A 16,392-nucleotide genomic window follows, 5' to 3' on the forward strand; every position below is an offset into this window, starting at 1 on the left:
CTAGAGGTCGTCCTCGAGCCCCGCACCCAGGTCGGCCTCGTCGTCGAGGGACAGCTCCTCCTTGACGATCGCGAACGCCATTCCGGCGCCGTAGCCCTTGCGGGCCAGCATCGAGACCAGCCTCCGGGTGGCCTTCTGCTGGTCGAGCCCACGCACGGACCGCAGCTTCTTGCGCACCAGGGCACGCGCACTCGCGGCCTCGTCTGCCGGGTCGATCTCGTCCAGCGCCTCGCGCGCGACCTCGTCGTCGATGCCCTTGCGTCGCAGCTCCTGCGCCAGCGCGCGGCGGGCCAGGCCCTTCCCTGGTTGGCGTGACTCGATCCACGCCTTGGCGAACGCCTCGTCGTCGATCAGCCCGACCTCCTCGAAGCGGTCGAGCAGGCGGTCCGCGATCTCCTGCGGGACCTCCTTCTTCGCCAGCCTGTCGGCCAGCTCCTTGCGCGAACGGGCCTGCCCGGTCAGCGCGTCGAGCAGGATCTTGCGGGCCACCGACTCGGGGTCGGCGTCCGGTCCCTGGGCGGCGGTGTCGGGCGGCGGCGGTGTCCGGGTGGACCGCGTCGTACGGCGCTCGCCGGATGCTCCGCCGCGCTCGCGCGAGCGACCCGAGCGACCCGAGCGACCCGACCGGGCCGAGCGGCGGGACCGGCCGGTCGGCACCCGCTCGAACGGCTCGTCGTCGACCTCGGTCTCGTCCGTACCGGTCTTGGAGAGCCGCGACGACCTCGTCCAGGCGTCCACGCCGGCGTGGACGTCACCCAGCCACGCAGGGGCAGGCCGGTCCTCGGCGGTCACCGACCGCCGGTCCGACCTGCCCGCGCCGCGGTCAGAAGTCATTCACGCCGATGGGCTCGTCGGACAGGTCGTCGGCCGGCGCGTCGACCGTGGGACCGACCCCGAGCTTCTCGAGGATCCGCTTCTCGAGCTCGTTGGCGAGGTCGGGGTTGTCCTTGAGGAACTTGCGGGCATTCTCCTTGCCCTGGCCGAGCTGGTCGCCCTCGTAGGTGTACCAGGCGCCGGCCTTGCGGACGAGGCCCGCCTCGACGCCGACGTCGATCAGCCCGCCCTCGCGGCTGATGCCCTTGCCGTACATGATGTCGAACTCGGCCTGCTTGAACGGCGGTGCGACCTTGTTCTTGACGACCTTGACGCGGGTGCGGTTGCCGACCATGTCGGTGCCGTCCTTGAGCGTCTCGATGCGACGCACGTCGAGGCGCACCGAGGAGTAGAACTTCAGCGCCTTGCCACCCGTGGTGGTCTCGGGCGAGCCGAACATGACGCCGATCTTCTCGCGCAGCTGGTTGATGAAGATCATCGTGGTGCCGGAGTTGTTGAGGGCACCGGTCATCTTGCGCAGCGCCTGGCTCATCAGCCGGGCCTGGAGGCCGACGTGGCTGTCGCCCATCTCGCCCTCGATCTCGGCGCGGGGCACGAGCGCGGCCACGGAGTCGATGACGATCAGGGACAGCGCACCGGAGCGGATCAGCATGTCGGCGATCTCGAGCGCCTGCTCACCGGAGTCGGGCTGGGAGACCAGCAGCGCGTCGGTGTCGACGCCGAGGGCCTTGGCGTAGTCGGGGTCGAGGGCGTGCTCGGCGTCGATGAACGCCACGATGCCACCGGCGGCCTGGGCGTTGGCCACCGCGTGCAGCGCGACCGTCGTCTTGCCGGAGGACTCCGGACCGTAGATCTCCACGACACGGCCGCGGGGCAGGCCGCCGAGGCCGAGCGCGACGTCGAGCGCGATGGCGCCGGTCGGGATCACCTCCAGCGGGGCGCGCGTCTCGTCGCCGAGGCGCATGACCGAGCCCTTGCCGAACGACTTCTCGATGTTGGCGAGCGCTGCATCCAGCGCCTTCTCGCGATCTCCACCAGCCATGTGCGTGTCCTATCTCTGTGTCGGATGTCAGGTACGTCTGCGACGCTAGAGCGAGCCACCGACATCCCCTGATCAGGGCGGTCGAGCTGTGGAGGACCTCGGCCCCGCGTCGTACCTGTGGACACAATCTAGCCCGAACATCTGTTCGATGCGCGTGCTGCGCGCGGCGTGTCGGCAGGCTGTGCGACGATCACCGCTCGCACGCGACCATTGGGGGACACCACATGCGCACCATCAGCACCGCCCTGGCCTCTGCCGTCACCGCTGCACTGGTGGTGGTGGCGCCCGCACACGCCGGCGAGCCGCGGCCACCGGGCCGGCCGTCGTCGGTGGACATCCTCGGCAACGCCGCGGGCGCCCTCGAGGTCTGGTGGACCGCTCCCGTCCGCAGCGGCAGCCAGCCGATCAGGAAGTACGTGGTGAAGTGGCGCTCGGGCCGTCTCGTCGTGCCGGCCCGGACGACCGAGGTCGCGGTGACGGGCCTCGGGCCCGGCTCCTACACCTTCCGGGTGCGCGCGGTCAGCCGGGCCGGTGCCGGCCCGTGGTCGATCCCCAGCCGTCGCCTCTTCGTCGAGTAGTCACTCGCGGACCTGGCGCCCGGTGGCAGCACCAGCCACCACCACGGCCAGGCCCAGCAGGGCCGCGAAGGCCGCCAGCACGGGGTAGCCGAAGCCCTGGACGATCAGCCCGGCGAGGGCTCCCCCGCCGGCCGCCGTCAGCGACATCGCCATGTCGGAGGTGCCCTGGACGTCCGTGCGGGCGGCCAGCGGCGTACGGTCCGCGATCACCGTCGAGGCGGCGACCGTGGCGAGCGACCAGCCGAGGCCGAGCAGGAACAGCCCGGCGAAGATCTGCCACGAGCTCCCCTCCGGCGCCGACCCGCACAGCCCCAGCGACACCAGCAGGGTGACGCCGCCGGCCACCAGCACCGGCGATCGACCCCACCGGTCCGCCGCGACGCCGACCAGCGGCGAGAACGCGAACATGCCGAGCACGTGCAGCGAGATGACCAGGCCGATGACCTCGAGGTGCGCTCCCCCGTGCTCCATGTGCAGCGGGGTCATGATCATCACGGTCACCATGGCGGCGTGGGCGCAGGCCATCGCGACGACCGCGGCACCCACGGCGGGCACCTCGCGCACGGTCGCGGTGAAGCGTGACCACGAGCGGCTGGGTGCGTCGCCGGGTGCGACCGGGGCGGCCGCCTGCGCCAGCAGGAGCGGGTCGGGTCGCAGGCGTACGGCGATCCAGCCGGCCGCCACGACCAGCGCGACCGCACCGATGGCGAACCCGCCGGTGAGCTCGGGGATCCCGGCGGCCCGGGCGAACGACGCGCCGACGCCGGTCAGGTTGGGTCCCGCGACCGCCCCGACGGTGGTCGCCCAGACCACGACCGACAGCGCACGCGCCCGCGACTCCTCGGGCGCGAGGTCGGTGGCGGCGTAGCGCGAGCCGCTGTTGGCGGCCGTGGTGGCTCCGAGCAGGGCGGCCCCGACCAGCAGCACCAGCATCGAGTCGACCACGCCCGCCACGACGGCCAGCACCGCGCCCGCAGCACCGAGCAGGTAGCCCGTGACCAGTCCGACCCGGCGCCCACGCGCACGCATCAGGCGGGCGAGGAGGAAGGCGGCGACGGCCGTGCCGAGCACCTGGAACGTCTGCGCGAGGCCGGCCATGCTCTCGCTGCCCGAGATGTCGCGGGCGAGGAGGGACGCGGTCGCGACCCCGATGGTGACGCCGACAGCGCCGACGGCCTGGGAGACGACGAGCGTGCGGACCGTGTGGGCCTGGACAGTCGCGACGTCCACCTCGACCGGAGGCTGCACCGGCGGCCGCAGGCTCACCGCTCGGACTCGGGCAGCTCGAGCGCACGACGGACGGCCGCCCAGACCTGCTTCGGCGGCACGCCGGCGTCCAGCGCCTCGACGGCCGTGCGGCTGCCCAGCTCGCCGATCACGAACAGCTCGGCCCAGGTCCGCGACGACGCCCGGCCCATCGCGGTGTCCAGCCGGTCCCAGAACTCCGTGTGCCTCATGCGCCTGCCTCCCGCACCGCCGCGACCTCGAGCCACGACTCGGCGCCCTTCGTGCCGGGCTGGTGCGTGACCTCGACGTCGCTCCACCCGGCCCCGGCGACGACGTCGGCCAGCGGGCCGGCCCGCCAGTAGGTGAAGTGTCGCGGGCGGCTGATGGAGCCGTGCGTCGACCAGCCGTCGCCGTCACCCTCCTTGACCGACACACGGAGCAGCCCACCCGCTCGGCACACCTCGGCCAGCCGCGCGAGGACCGTGGGCAGGTCCTCCCGGGCGACGTGCAGCAGCGAGGCGTTGGCCCACACGGCGTCGTACGCACCCTCGGGCGAGCCCAGGTCGTCGGTCAGCGGGTCGAGCAGGTCGGCGTCGTGCCCGTCCGCGCGGAGCAGGTCGACGAAGCCGGGCGTGACGTCCGTACGCCGCACGCGCAGCCCGAGCTCCTCCAGCAGCCGCGCGTCACGGCCGCCGCCGCTGCCGATCTCGAGCACCCGGGCACCGGGGCCGAGGAGCCGCGCGAACGCCTCGACGTCACGTCGGACCGAGTCGGGCATCACCGCGCCGTTGGCGGCATAGGCGGCGGCGTCGACGTCGTACGCGCGGACGGTCGCGCTGGTCTCGGTCATGCGCGGACGTCGTGGACGTGGTGGACCACGTCGTGCAGGTGGTAGAGCCCGAGCGTGCCGATCGTGAAGGCGCTGCCGTTGGAGCGGACGCCGCCACGGTCGGCGGTCTCGGGAGTGATCGTGGCGTAGAGCCCGGCGGCGTGCCCGGCGGCCTCGACCAGCTCGACGTCCACCTCGGCCGGGTCCTGCCCGGGGTAGTCGCCCTCGACGGCGGTCTCGTCCTGGTCCCAGTTGGCGAAGGTCGGGTCGTCCTGGTCGAGCATCAGCTGCACGCGCTCGGCGAAGAGCCGGTGCACGTCACGGACGTGGCAGGCGTACTCCAGCGGAGACCAGACGCCGGGCGCGGGCCGCTCGCGAGCGTCGGGGCGGCGCAGCACGTCGGTCCACACCATCGCGGAGTCGTGCATGAGGGTCGGCAGGTCGGCCAGCGTCTGCGCGGACGGGTCGAAGCCGCACTCGGCGCACGGCTGCTCGAGGACCCAGGTCCAGTCCTTGGTGTCGGGGGTGATCGGCTCGGGCACGGCGCCATCCTCCCAGCGGTCGCTCCGGTCCCGCGACCGGGTTCCTGCCACGGTGCGGCCCGATGGCGCCATGCTCGTCGGTCCGGCACCGACCGAGCGGTGCACACGTGCGGCTCAGGTCAGCAGCAGCTTGTCGAGGCGGCGGCGCACGACCCACGAGCCGATCAGGCCCATCACCACGAGGTAGCCGATCGAGACCAGGCTCTCCCAGCCGACCTGGCCCAGCGTGAGCTCGCGGCACAGCGCGACCCCGCGGTAGAGCGGGGTCACCTCGACGACCCACCGCAACCACCCGTCGTACGCCGTGATCGGGAAGAAGGTGGCGGAGAAGAGGAAGAGCGGGAGCTGGAGCAGGGTGATCTTGTCGAAGTCCTGCCAGGAGGTCATCCAGGTCGTGGCGGCCATGCACACGGCCGAGAACGCGAAGCCGATGAGCAGGACCGCGGGCAGCGCCAGGATCGCCGTCCACGAGTGCAGCATGCCGAGCGCCCACATCAGCAGCAGGAACGCCACGGAGTAGCTCGAGCCGCGCAGCTGGCCCCAGATGATCTCGCCGCGGGCGATGTCGCCGGTCGTCAGCGGGGTCGCGAGCATCTGGTCGTAGAGCTTGTCGTACTTGAGCTTGAAGAAGACGTTGAACGTGCTGTCCATCAGGGCGCCGTTGAACGCGCTGACGGCCAGCATCCCCGGGGCGACGAACTCGGCGTACGGGATGGGCTCGCCGCCGACCTCGAAGGACTCGATCAGCTGGCCGACGCCGATGCCGATCGAGAACAGGAAGAAGACGGGCTCGAAGAAGCCGGTGAGGAAGAGCTTCCAGTTCTTCTTGTAGACGATGAAGCTGCGGGTGACGAGCAGCCAGGCGGCGCCCGCGCGTCCGAGCGGCGGATGGGTCACGGCGCTCATCGGTCGTCCAGCCTCTTCTCGAGTCCGGACACCGACCAGAACCAGCCGACCACGATGACGACGACGAGGACCGCGACGTTGATCGCAGCCGTGGACCAGTCGACGGTGTCGAGGCAGAACATCCGGCTCAGGTTGACCCCGTGCCACAGCGGCGTGAGGCGGGCGACCCACTCGAGCACCGGGCCGAGGTTGGTGATCGGGAAGAACGCGCCCGAGAACAGCGTCAACGGCAGCACGCCGAGACGGAACAGCACCCCGAAGCCCTGCTCGCTGTAGAGGCGGGTGGAGAACCCGTAGACCAGGGTCGCGAAGGCCATCCCGACCAGCAGCTGCGAGCCGAAGGCGAGGAACGGCCCCCACCACGACTCGAAGACCCCGAACGGCGCGAGTACGAGCATGAACACCCCGCACGCGGTCGCGAGGCGGAAGAGCACGAACATCAGGTTGGCGGCGACCAGGTGGCGCGGCTCGAGTGGCGTGGCGATCATCGAGTAGTAGGTCTTGTGCCACTTGAGCGCGCCCATGACGGGGTAGGTCGTCTCCCCCACCGCGATCTGCATGGCGTGCGCGGCGACGAGTCCCGGGACGATGAAGGCGAGGTAGGACGTCGCGCCCTCGAGCTTCGCCGGGTCACCCTCGATGAAGCCACCGAGGAGGACGCCCATCGCCACGACGTAGAACAGCGGGGAGACGAAGGAGCTGATCACCCCGCCCTTCCACGTGCGCTTGAAGACGGTCCACCAGTAGTCGGTCTGCCGCAGCGCACCCGCGGCCAGCGTGAGGCTCATCAGTCGACCAGCGTCCGGCCGGTGAGCTTGAGGAAGACGTCCTCGAGGGTGCTGCGGCGCACGAGCACGGCGATCGGGTCGAGGCCGCGCTCGTGGACCTTGGCGATGACCTCCTCGCCGTCCGGGCTGTAGACGAGGATCCGGTCGGGCAACACCTCGAGGCGCCCGAGGTCCTCGATCTTGCCGGCGATCGCCTCGTGCGGGTTGGTCTCGTCGGTGATGGCGAAGCGCAGCTCGGCGACCTCGCGCGTCGAGTGCTCCTCGATCAGCTGTCGCGGCGAGCCCTCGGCCGCGATCAGGCCCTTGTCCATGACCACCAGCCGGTCGCACAGCTGCTCGGCCTCGTCCATGTAGTGCGTGGTGATCACCAGCGTGACGCCGGCCTGCTTGAGCCGGAACAGCTGGTCCCACAGCACGTGGCGCGCCTGCGGGTCGAGGCCGGTGGTCGGCTCGTCGAGCAACAGCAGGTCGGGGTTGTTGACCAGGCTGCGGGCGATCGTCAGCCGCCGCTTCATCCCGCCGGAGAGGTCCTCGACCTTCGACCTCGACTTCTCCGTCAGCGAGACGAACTCGAGCAGCTCGTCGACGCGGCTGTTGACCTCGCCCTTGGGGATGCCGAAGTAGCGACCGTAGATGTAGAGGTTGTCGCGGACGTTGAGCTCGTTGTCGAGGGTGTCCTCCTGCGGGCACACGCCGAGCCGGCCGCGGATCGCGGGGCCGTCGGTGGCGGGGTCCATGCCGAGGATCTCGAGGCTGCCGCCGCTGATCGGGCTGACGCTGGCGATCATCCGCATCGTGCTGGACTTGCCCGCGCCGTTGGGGCCGAGGAAGCCGAACGCCTCGCCACGCCGGACGTCGACGTCGATCCCCTTGACCGCCTCGAACTCGCCGAACGACTTGCGCAGTCCTCGAGCCCGGATCATCGATTCGCTCACGAACGTCGACCCTAGGACACCGCACCGACGCTCGCCGAGTCCTCGGTCACACTCTGTGCATGACGAGGACGCACGCCGCCAGCGGATCGCCGTACGAGCAGAGCATCGGCTTCAGCCGCGCGGTCCGCGTCGGCGACGTCGTGGCGGTGTCGGGCACCGCTCCGGTCCGGCGCGACGGGACCGTCGATGCCGACCCGAGCGCGCAGGCGCGTCGCTGCTGGGAGATCGCGCTGGCCGCGCTGGAGGAGCTCGGGGGGCGTCGCGAGGACGTCGTGAGGACGCGGCAGTACGTCGTCGACGCCGCGCACGCCGACGCAGTCGGCGCGGTCCACGGCGAGGTCTTCGGAGACGTGCGACCAGCGAGCACGATGGTGGTCGTGGCGGGCCTCCTCGACCCGCGCTGGGTGTGCGAGGTCGAGCTCGACGCGGTCGTCGACGCACGGACCACCCCCTAGGGGGGTCGAGCCGGCCCCGTTGTCGGTGGCGTAGGCAAGACTTGGCACCATGTCCGCACTCGACCACTTCAGCGCCCCGACGCGCGCCTGGTTCGAAGCCGCCTTCGCCGCGCCGACGCCGGCCCAGGAGGGCGCGTGGGACGCGATCGCGCACCGCAAGCACGCGCTGGTCGTCGCGCCGACCGGCAGCGGCAAGACGTTGAGCGCGTTCCTGTTCGCCGTCGACAAGCTGCTCACCGAGGGCCCGCCGGAGGAGAAGACGAAGCGCACCCGCGTGCTCTACGTCAGCCCGCTCAAGGCGCTGGCCGTCGACGTCGAGCGCAACCTGCGCGCGCCGCTGACCGGCATCCGCCACACCGCCGACCGGCTGCAGACCCCGCTGCCCGAGGTCACCGTGGGGCTCCGGTCCGGGGACACCAGCCCCGCCGACCGGCGCAAGCTGAGCACCCGACCACCCGACATCCTGATCACGACCCCCGAGTCACTGTTCCTGATGCTGACCAGCCAGGCGCGCGAGACCCTGCGCGGGATCGACACCGTGATCCTCGACGAGGTGCACGCCGTCGCCGGCACCAAGCGCGGCGCCCACCTCGCCCTGACGCTCGAGCGCCTCGACGCGCTGCTGGAGCAGCCGGCCCAGCGCATCGGCCTCTCCGCGACCGTCCGCCCGCTCGAGGAGGTCGCCCGCTTCCTCGGCGGCTCCGCGCCGGTCGAGATCGTCGCGCCGCCCTCCACCAAGGAGTGGGACCTCAAGGTCGTCGTGCCGGTCGAGGACATGACCATGCCCGAGGAGTACGACGAGGAGTCGCACGACCCCGGACGCTCCACCAGCATCTGGCCGCACGTCGAGGAACACGTCGTCGACCTGATCGAGCAGCACCGCTCGACGATCGTCTTCGCCAACTCCCGGCGTCTCGCCGAGCGGTTGACGGCCCGGCTCAACGAGATCGCAACGGACCGTGCCGCGCCGGACGATGCCGAGGCATCCGCGGCCGACGGCGGGCCTCCCGCCCAGGTGATGGCGCAGTCCGGAGCCAGCACGGGCGCCGAGACGGTCATCGCCAAGGCCCACCACGGCTCGGTGTCGAAGGAGCAGCGGGCGATCATCGAGGACGACCTCAAGCGCGGCCGCCTGCCCGCCGTCGTCGCGACGAGCAGCCTCGAGCTCGGCATCGACATGGGCGCGGTCGACCTCGTCATCCAGATCGAGTCGCCGCCCAGCGTCGCCAGTGCCCTCCAGCGCGTGGGCCGCGCGGGACACCAGGTGGGCGAGGTGAGCCGGGGCGTGCTGTTCCCCAAGCACCGCGGCGACCTGGCCCAGACCGCGGTGTCGGTGCAGCGCATGCGGTCCGGAGCCATCGAGAAGCTGTCGATGCCCAGCAACCCCCTCGACGTGCTGGCCCAACAGGTCGTGGCGGCGACGGCCATGGAGGACTGGTCGGTCGACGAGTTCTTCGCCCTGACCCGCCGCGCCGCGTCCTACTCCCAGCTCCCCCGCAGCGCCTTCGACGCCACGCTCGACCTGCTGAGCGGGCGCTACCCGAGCGAGGAGTTCGCCGAGCTCCGTCCGCGGATCGTGTGGGACCGCGTCAACGACACGATCTCCGGGCGTCCCGGTGCGCAGCGGCTGGCCGTGACGAGCGGCGGCACCATCCCCGACCGCGGCCTCTTCGGGGTCTTCCTGGTCGGCGAGAAGTCGAGCCGCGTCGGCGAGCTCGACGAGGAGATGGTCTACGAGTCCCGCGTCGGCGACATCTTCGCCCTGGGCGCGACCAGCTGGCGGATCGAGGACATCACCCACGACCGGGTGCTGGTCACCCCCGCGCCCGGCATCCCGGGACGGCTGCCCTTCTGGAAGGGCGACAGCCTCGGTCGCCCGGCCGAGCTCGGCGAGGCCATCGGCGTCTTCACCCGCGGCCTCCTGGGCCAGAGCGAGGCCAAGGCACGCGCCGCTGTGTCCGAGGCCGGTCTGGACGACTACGCCGCGGCCAACCTCGTCACCTACGTCACCGAGCAGCGCGAGGCCACCAACGTGGTGCCCAGCGACACGCAGATCGTGGTGGAGCGCTTCCGCGACGAGCTCGGCGACTGGCGACTCGTCGTCCACTCCCCCTACGGCACGCCCCTGCACGCGCCGTGGGCGCTGGCGATCAACGCCCGGCTGCGCGAGCGCTACGACATCGACGGCCAGGCGATGGCCTCCGACGACGGCATCGTCATCCGGATCCCCGACACCGACCAGGATCCGCCGCTCGGCGAGCTCATCGTCTTCGAGCCCGATGAGATCGAGCAGCTCGTCACCCAGGAGGTCGGCGGCTCCGCCCTCTTCGCGAGCCGCTTCCGTGAGTGCGCTGCCCGCGCCCTCCTCCTCCCCCGTCGCGATCCCGGCCGGCGCAGCCCCCTGTGGCAGCAGCGCCAGCGCAGCGCCCAGCTGCTGGAGGTCGCCTCGAAGTATCCCGCCTTCCCGATCGTCCTCGAGGCGATCCGCGAGTGCCTCCAGGACGTCTACGACCTGCCCGCCCTGACCGCCCTGCTGAAGCGCATCGACCGGCGCGAGGTCACCGTGGTCGACGTCTCGACCCAGACGCCGAGCCCGTTCGCCCGGAGCATGCTCTTCGGGTACGTCGCCCAGTTCGTCTACGAGGGTGACTCGCCGATCGCCGAGCGCCGTGCCGCCGCCCTGAGCCTCGACCAGGGGCTGCTCGCGGAGCTGCTCGGGCGGGCCGAGCTGCGCGAGCTGCTCGACCCCGACGTCCTCGCCGAGGTCGAGGCCGAGCTGCAGTGGCTCGCGCCCGACCGGCGCGCCCGCAGCGCCGAGGCGGTCGCCGACCTGCTGCGCGTGCTCGGACCGCTGACCATCGACGAGGTCGCCGCGCGCGTGAAGGACGAGTCCGTGTCCGAGGTGTCGACGTGGCTCACCGACCTGGCCGACGCGCGGCGGGTCGTCGCCGTACGCATCGCCGGGGAGGAGCGCTGGACCACGATCGAGGACGTCGCCCGCCTGCGCGACGGCCTCGGTGTGCCGGTCCCCGTCGGGACGCCCGACGTCTTCACCGAGCCGACCGAGGACCCGATCGGCGACCTGATCTCCCGCTACGCCCGCACCCACGGACCGTTCACGACCGCCGACGTGGCGGGCCGGCTCGGCCTCGGCGAGGCGGTCGCCCGGCACGCCCTGCAACGCCTGGTGGCGCGCGGGCGGCTGCTCGAGGGTGAGTTCCGCCCGTCGGGCAGCGGCTCGGAGTGGTGCGACGCCGAGGTGCTGCGCAAGCTGCGCCGACGCTCGCTGGCCCGGCTGCGCAAGGAGGTCGAGCCGGTCACGCCCGACACCCTCGCCCGGTTCCTGCCGGCCTGGCAGCGCGTCGGAGGCAAGCTGCGCGGCGTCGACGGCGTGGTGGCGGCCATCGACCAGCTGGCCGGGTGCCCGGTGCCGGCCAGCGCCCTCGAGGGGCTGGTCCTCGCGAGCCGCGTCCGCGACTACGAGCCGAGCTTCCTCGACGAGCTGACCAGCGCCGGCGAGGTGATCTGGGCCGGGCACGCACCCCTCCCGGGCAGCGACGGCTGGGTCAGCCTGCACCTCGCCGACCAGGCCCACCTCACCCTCCCCGACCCGCAGTGGGGTGAGCTCGACGAGCTGCAGCAGTCCGTGCTGGAGGCGCTGGCGCCCGGCGGCGCGTGGTTCTTCCGCCAGCTCGCCGACCGCCTCGGCTCGCAGACCGACGCCGCGCTGTCCACCGCGCTGTGGGGACTGGTCTGGGAGGGGCTGGTCACCAACGACACCCTCACGCCGATGCGCGCGCTGATCCGGTCCGGCAGCTCGAGCCACCGCACGCGCCGCCCCCCGCCCCGCGTGAAGATGAGAGGCGGCCGGATGCCCGTCCGGTCGGGTCCGCCCGAGACCGCGGGCCGCTGGAGCGTGCTCCCGGCCCGCGACGCCGACGCCACGCGCCGCGCCCACGCCACCGCGGAGCACCTGCTCGAGCGCCACGGGGTGGTCACCCGCGGGGCGGTGATGCAGGAGCGCATCGTCGGCGGATTCGCCGGCGTCTACAAGGTGCTCTCCGCGTTCGAGGACACCGGCCGCTGCCGCCGCGGCTACTTCATCGAGGGCCTCGGCGCCGCCCAGTTCGGCACGGCCGGGGCGATCGACCGGTTGCGCACCTTCTCCGAGCCCGAGGAGGCCAAGCCCGTCGCCATCGCCCTGGCCGCGACCGATCCCGCCAACCCCTACGGCGCCGCGCTGCCGTGGCCCGCCAGCACCGGCGAGTCCGGACACCGGCCCGGTCGCAAGGCCGGCGCCCTCGTCGTGCTGGTCGACGGCGCCCTCACGCTCTACGTCGAACGCGGGGGCCGCACGCTGCTGACCTGGTCGGAGGACGTCGAGCGGCTCACGCCGGCCGCCGCCTCGCTGGCCGAGGCCACCCGGCGCGGTGCGCTCGGGAAGCTGACCGTGGAGAAGGCCGACGGCGCCGCGCTGCTCGGCGGCGGCGAGACCCCGCTGCGTCAGGCCCTGAACGCCGCGGGCTTCGTCTCCACGCCGAAGGGGCTGAGGATGCGTGCCTGAGGGCGACACCGTCTTCCGGGCCGCCCGCCTGCTCGACCGCTCCCTCTCGGGTCGGGTCCTGACCCGCAGCGACTTCCGGGTGCCGCAGCACGCGACCGCCGACCTCAGCGGCGCCACGGTCACCCGCAGCCTGTCCCGCGGCAAGCACATCCTGACCCGGACCGACACCGGCTTCACGGTCCACACCCACCTGAAGATGGAGGGAGCCTGGCGGGTCTACCGCCCGGGCGAGAAGTGGCAGCGACCCGTCAGCCAGGTGCGGCTGCTCCTCGAGGCGGGCGACGTGACCGCCGTCGGGTTCAGCCTCGGGATCGTCGAGCTGATCGAGACCGTGGACGAGGACACGGTCGTCGGCCACCTCGGACCTGACCTGCTCGGTCCCGACTGGGACGAGACGGAGGCGCTGCGCCGCCTCGGCGAGGACCCCGACCGCGAGCTCATCGCGGCCCTGCTCGACCAGCGCAACCTCGCCGGCATCGGCAACATGTACGCCGCCGAGCTCTGCTTCACCAGCGGGATCCACCCCAGTCGTCCGGTGCGCGACGTCGACGACCTCCCCCGCCTGGTCCGCCGCGCGAAGCTCATGCTCGAGACCAACTCGGAGCGGGCCGTCCAGTCCACCACCGGCAACCTGCGACCGCGCGAGCGGATGTGGGTCTACCGGCGCGACAAGTCACCCTGTCGTCGCTGCGGCACCCCGATCCGGGTCGCGATGCGCGGCGAGCCCGGCCGCGAGCGCGCGGCCTACTGGTGCCCGAGCTGCCAGCCGGCCGCCGAGGCCTGACCCGCTCCGGCGGGCGCTCGGCGCCGTACGCAGTGCTGACGCGACCACCTCGTCGGACGTCGAGCGGAGCGTCCGACGCCCTGGTCGCCCGGGCAGCCACATCGTCGGACGTCGAGCGGTACGTCCGACGCCCTGGTCGCCCGGGCAGCCACCTCGTCGGACGTCCCGGCTGACATGGCAGGCGCGGAATCACCGACATCCCATCGTGAACCGGCAGGGACGGGAGAGCTCCCCGGGTCAGGCGGCGGAGGCCACCACGTCGTCGGCGGCGGGCCGGGCGGACGCGATGGGCGTCGCCTCGATGTGGAGGGCCAGCGCACGCTCCTCGAGCGCCACCGCGTCGGAGACCTCGCGGAGCACGTCGGAGAGCGGGAGGTCCATGGCCATGCACAGCGAGGCGAGGAGCTCGGACGACGCTTCCTTCTGGCCGCGCTCGATCTCCGAGATGTAGCCCAGGCTCACCCGCGCCTCGGCGGACACCTCGCGCAGGGTCATGCCGCGCTGCATCCGCTCGCTGCGGAGCACGTCGCCGAGAAGCCGACGAAAGAGCACCATGCGCTTGTCCTTCCGGAGGATGGGTGTGACCTCGTGGTGGCCAACGCTACCCGAGGCCCGAATCTTCCCTCCGGAGCATGGCACCGAGCACCGACAACGCGTCGCGACAGCTCCCGGCCTGGATCGCCGCGCGATCGCCGTCGAGGGCCAGCAGGTGCGTCTCCACGGCGCGCGGCCCGGCGCACGCGATCCACACGTGCCCGGCCGGGTGACCTTCCTGCGGATCGGGTCCGGCCACGCCGGTCGTCGCGAGGCCGTACGTCGCACCTAGCAGCTCGCGCGCCCCGGTGGCCATCGCGGCGGCGCACTCGGCCGACACCGCGCCGTACGCCTCGACGACCTCGGCCGGGACGCCGAGCACCGACACCTTCACGGGGGTCGCGTAGGCGACCACTCCGCCGCGGAAGCACGCCGAGGCGCCTGGGACCGCGGTGACGGCAGCGGCGAGCTGCCCGCCGGTCAACGACTCGGCGGTGGCGAGCGTGATCCCGAGCGAGCTCATCCGCGCCACGAGGTCGCGTGCGTCCCACGTCATGGGGAGACCCTAGCTACGTTGAGGACATGGCTCTGCGCATCGAGGACTACGCCATCGTCGGCGACCGCGGCACCGCCGCCCTCATCGGCCGGGACGGCTCGATCGACTGGCTGTGCCTGCCCCGCTTCGACTCCCCCGCGTGCTTCGCCGCGCTCCTCGGTGATCCCGACAACGGGCGCTGGCTGCTGGCACCGGCGGAGACCGACGGCGTGACCGCGACGCGCACCTACGTCGGCGACAGCGCCGTCCTGGAGACCACCTTCACCACCCCGACGGGGGTGCTGGTGCTGCGGGACGTGATGCCCCTCAGCGACGAGCGCGCCGACCTCGTGCGGACCGTCCGGTGCACGGAGGGCACGGTCGCCGTCCGTCACGAGTGGGTGGTGCGCTTCGACTACGGCCGGGTGCGCCCGTGGGTGACGCGCCAGCAGGTGGCCGGGCAGGAGGTGATCGTCGCGACAGCAGGTCCGGACAAGCTGATGCTGCGCGGTCCGCGCCTCCCGCACGCCGACGACGGGCACCACGTCGACGACTTCGACCTTGCCGCCGGCGACGAGATGACCTTCTCCACCACGTGGGTGCGGTCCTGGCGCGACCTGCCCGAGCCGCTCCCCTTCGACGACCGGATCGAGGCGACGCGCGCCGAGCACGAGAGGTGGGCGGGTCACTGTCGCGAGGACGTCCCCCGCGCCGACCTGGTGCGACGCAGCCTGCTGACGCTGCGCCTGCTCACCCACGAGGAGACCGGCGGCATCGTGGCGGCGCCGACGACCAGCCTGCCGGAGTGCTTCGGCGGCGAGCGCAACTGGGACTACCGCTACTGCTGGCTGCGCGACGCGGCGCTGACGCTGGAGTCGCTGCTCGCGGCCGGCTACACCGAGGAGGCCCGCGACTGGCGGCGGTGGCTGCTGCGGGCCGTGGCCGGCGACCCGGAGGACCTCCAGATCATGTACACCGTCGACGGCGGGCGCCAGCTGCCCGAGCGCGAGCTCGAGCACCTCGCGGGCTACGAGGGCTCCAGGCCCGTGCGCATCGGCAACGCCGCCGTCGGGCAGCGGCAGACCGACGTGCTCGGCGAGGTGATGATCGCGCTGGAGGACGCCCGCGCCGCCGGTCTCGAGGAGACCACCCAGAGCTGGGCGCTCCAGCGCTCCCTGGTCGAGGAGCTCGCCGGACACTGGGACGAGCCCGACAACGGGCTCTGGGAGATCCGCGGCGACCCACAGCACTTCACCCACTCCCGGGTGATGGTCTGGGTGGCCTTCGACCGGGCGATCCGCGCGGTCGAGGAGCACGGGCTCGACGGCCCCGTCGAGCGCTGGCGCGACCTGCGCGAGCAGGTGCGGGCCGAGGTCCTGGAGAAGGGGTACGACGCCGAACGGGGCACCTTCACCCAGCACTACGACACCCGCGAGCTCGACGCGAGCCTGCTCAACATCCCGCTGGTCGGGTTCCTGCCGGGCGACGACGAACGCGTCCTCGGCACCATCCGGGCGATCGAGGAGGACCTGATGCGCGACGGGTTCCTGCGCCGCTACCGCACCCAGAGCGGGGTCGACGGCCTCGACGGCGACGAGCACCCGTTCCTCGCCTGCTCCTTCTGGCTGGTCTCGGCCTACGCCCGCGCCGGGCGCCTCGACGACGCCCACGACCTCTTCGAGCGGCTGTGCGACCTCGCCAACGACGTCGGTCTGCTGTCCGAGGAGTACGACGTGGGCAACGACCGGATGGCCGGCAACTTCCCGCAGGCGTTCAGCCACCTGACGCTCGTGCAGGCCGCGCTGTCCCTGGCCCGAGCCGCGCTCGATCGAGCCTGAT

At 72.4% G+C, this 16,392-nt stretch carries 16 protein-coding genes; 5 read left to right on the top strand and 11 right to left on the bottom strand.

What is annotated here, in order from left to right; genetic code table 11:
• Together C7S10_RS20710 and recA are read right to left on the bottom strand one after the other, a co-directional pair.
• A complete protein-coding gene (locus tag C7S10_RS20710) occupies positions 1–834 on the bottom strand; it encodes a regulatory protein RecX (protein WP_108346617.1) in 834 nt (277 codons plus the stop codon).
• Complete coding sequence (recA, locus tag C7S10_RS20715; protein WP_108346619.1) at positions 824–1,876, bottom strand: recombinase RecA; 1,053 nt, start codon at positions 1,874–1,876, stop codon at positions 824–826. The genes C7S10_RS20710 and recA overlap by 11 nt, the downstream gene beginning before the upstream one ends.
• 224 nt (positions 1,877–2,100) lie before the next feature.
• Between recA and C7S10_RS20720 the strand changes: the two genes are divergently transcribed.
• Positions 2,101–2,454 (top strand): fibronectin type III domain-containing protein, encoded by a 354-nt coding sequence (locus C7S10_RS20720; protein ID WP_108346621.1) that lies wholly within the window; start codon positions 2,101–2,103, stop codon positions 2,452–2,454.
• On the opposite strand, the gene C7S10_RS20725 is transcribed toward C7S10_RS20720, so the two are convergent.
• The 7 genes from C7S10_RS20725 to C7S10_RS20755 form a co-directional block, all read right to left on the bottom strand.
• Positions 2,455–3,684, bottom strand: coding sequence for an MFS transporter (locus tag C7S10_RS20725; RefSeq protein ID WP_243395514.1), 1,230 nt, complete (start codon positions 3,682–3,684; stop codon positions 2,455–2,457).
• Positions 3,685–3,716: 32 nt separating this feature from the next.
• Complete coding sequence (locus C7S10_RS20730; protein ID WP_108346623.1) at positions 3,717–3,911, bottom strand: DUF3046 domain-containing protein; 195 nt, start codon at positions 3,909–3,911, stop codon at positions 3,717–3,719.
• On the bottom strand, positions 3,908–4,531 hold the full coding sequence (locus tag C7S10_RS20735; protein ID WP_108346625.1) for a class I SAM-dependent methyltransferase: 624 nt from the start codon (positions 4,529–4,531) through the stop codon (positions 3,908–3,910). The genes C7S10_RS20730 and C7S10_RS20735 overlap by 4 nt, the downstream gene beginning before the upstream one ends.
• Positions 4,528–5,052 carry a DinB family protein gene (locus C7S10_RS20740; RefSeq protein WP_243395515.1) on the bottom strand — a complete coding sequence of 175 codons (525 nt, stop codon included), beginning with the start codon at positions 5,050–5,052 and terminating at the stop codon, positions 4,528–4,530. Before C7S10_RS20740 ends, C7S10_RS20735 begins: the two co-directional genes overlap by 4 nt.
• 114 nt (positions 5,053–5,166) lie before the next feature.
• Positions 5,167–5,958, bottom strand: coding sequence for an ABC transporter permease (locus C7S10_RS20745; RefSeq protein ID WP_108346627.1), 792 nt, complete (start codon positions 5,956–5,958; stop codon positions 5,167–5,169).
• The gene (locus C7S10_RS20750; protein ID WP_108346629.1) at positions 5,955–6,746 is read right to left on the bottom strand and encodes an ABC transporter permease; all 792 of its coding nucleotides are present in this window, start codon (positions 6,744–6,746) and stop codon (positions 5,955–5,957) included. Before C7S10_RS20750 ends, C7S10_RS20745 begins: the two co-directional genes overlap by 4 nt.
• Positions 6,746–7,681, bottom strand: coding sequence for an ABC transporter ATP-binding protein (locus C7S10_RS20755; protein ID WP_243395516.1), 936 nt, complete (start codon positions 7,679–7,681; stop codon positions 6,746–6,748). Before C7S10_RS20755 ends, C7S10_RS20750 begins: the two co-directional genes overlap by 1 nt.
• A gap of 59 nt (positions 7,682–7,740) precedes the next feature.
• Between C7S10_RS20755 and C7S10_RS20760 the strand changes: the two genes are divergently transcribed.
• From C7S10_RS20760 to C7S10_RS20770, 3 genes are read left to right on the top strand one after another with little or no spacing between them, the layout of a single operon-like run.
• Positions 7,741–8,136, top strand: coding sequence for a RidA family protein (locus C7S10_RS20760; RefSeq protein WP_108346633.1), 396 nt, complete (start codon positions 7,741–7,743; stop codon positions 8,134–8,136).
• Between the two features lie 49 nt (positions 8,137–8,185).
• The gene (locus C7S10_RS20765; RefSeq protein WP_108346635.1) at positions 8,186–12,700 is read left to right on the top strand and encodes an ATP-dependent helicase; all 4,515 of its coding nucleotides are present in this window, start codon (positions 8,186–8,188) and stop codon (positions 12,698–12,700) included.
• Entirely contained in the window at positions 12,693–13,484 is a 792-nt protein-coding gene (locus tag C7S10_RS20770) for a DNA-formamidopyrimidine glycosylase family protein (protein WP_108346637.1), read from the top strand. Before C7S10_RS20765 ends, C7S10_RS20770 begins: the two co-directional genes overlap by 8 nt.
• 237 nt (positions 13,485–13,721) lie before the next feature.
• Here C7S10_RS20770 and C7S10_RS20775 read toward each other — a convergent pair whose 3' ends face one another.
• Both C7S10_RS20775 and C7S10_RS20780 read right to left on the bottom strand, forming a co-directional pair.
• Entirely contained in the window at positions 13,722–14,039 is a 318-nt protein-coding gene (locus C7S10_RS20775; RefSeq protein WP_108346639.1) for a helix-turn-helix domain-containing protein, read from the bottom strand.
• A 46-nt stretch (positions 14,040–14,085) separates the two neighbouring features.
• Complete coding sequence (locus tag C7S10_RS20780) at positions 14,086–14,574, bottom strand: CinA family protein (RefSeq protein ID WP_108346641.1); 489 nt, start codon at positions 14,572–14,574, stop codon at positions 14,086–14,088.
• 26 nt (positions 14,575–14,600) lie between these two features.
• Between C7S10_RS20780 and C7S10_RS20785 the strand changes: the two genes are divergently transcribed.
• The gene (locus C7S10_RS20785) at positions 14,601–16,391 is read left to right on the top strand and encodes a glycoside hydrolase family 15 protein (protein WP_108346643.1); all 1,791 of its coding nucleotides are present in this window, start codon (positions 14,601–14,603) and stop codon (positions 16,389–16,391) included.
• The last annotated feature ends 1 nt before the right edge of the window (position 16,392 follow it).

This window comes from Nocardioides currus, from assembly GCF_003057875.1.
GTDB lineage: Bacteria > Actinomycetota > Actinomycetes > Propionibacteriales > Nocardioidaceae > Nocardioides > Nocardioides currus.

Excerpts from the sequence above, each read along its gene's own strand:
- C7S10_RS20710 (WP_108346617.1), bottom strand. The coding sequence starts at position 834 with ATGACTTCTGACCGCGGCGCGGGCAGGTCGGACCGGCGGTCGGTGACC.
- recA (WP_108346619.1), bottom strand. The coding sequence starts at position 1,876 with ATGGCTGGTGGAGATCGCGAGAAGGCGCTGGATGCAGCGCTCGCCAAC.
- C7S10_RS20720 (WP_108346621.1), top strand. The coding sequence starts at position 2,101 with ATGCGCACCATCAGCACCGCCCTGGCCTCTGCCGTCACCGCTGCACTG.
- C7S10_RS20730 (WP_108346623.1), bottom strand. The coding sequence starts at position 3,911 with ATGAGGCACACGGAGTTCTGGGACCGGCTGGACACCGCGATGGGCCGG.
- C7S10_RS20735 (WP_108346625.1), bottom strand. The coding sequence starts at position 4,531 with ATGACCGAGACCAGCGCGACCGTCCGCGCGTACGACGTCGACGCCGCC.
- C7S10_RS20745 (WP_108346627.1), bottom strand. The coding sequence starts at position 5,958 with ATGAGCGCCGTGACCCATCCGCCGCTCGGACGCGCGGGCGCCGCCTGG.
- C7S10_RS20750 (WP_108346629.1), bottom strand. The coding sequence starts at position 6,746 with ATGAGCCTCACGCTGGCCGCGGGTGCGCTGCGGCAGACCGACTACTGG.
- C7S10_RS20760 (WP_108346633.1), top strand. The coding sequence starts at position 7,741 with ATGACGAGGACGCACGCCGCCAGCGGATCGCCGTACGAGCAGAGCATC.
- C7S10_RS20765 (WP_108346635.1), top strand. The coding sequence starts at position 8,186 with ATGTCCGCACTCGACCACTTCAGCGCCCCGACGCGCGCCTGGTTCGAA.
- C7S10_RS20775 (WP_108346639.1), bottom strand. The coding sequence starts at position 14,039 with ATGGTGCTCTTTCGTCGGCTTCTCGGCGACGTGCTCCGCAGCGAGCGG.
- C7S10_RS20780 (WP_108346641.1), bottom strand. The coding sequence starts at position 14,574 with ATGACGTGGGACGCACGCGACCTCGTGGCGCGGATGAGCTCGCTCGGG.
- C7S10_RS20785 (WP_108346643.1), top strand. The coding sequence starts at position 14,601 with ATGGCTCTGCGCATCGAGGACTACGCCATCGTCGGCGACCGCGGCACC.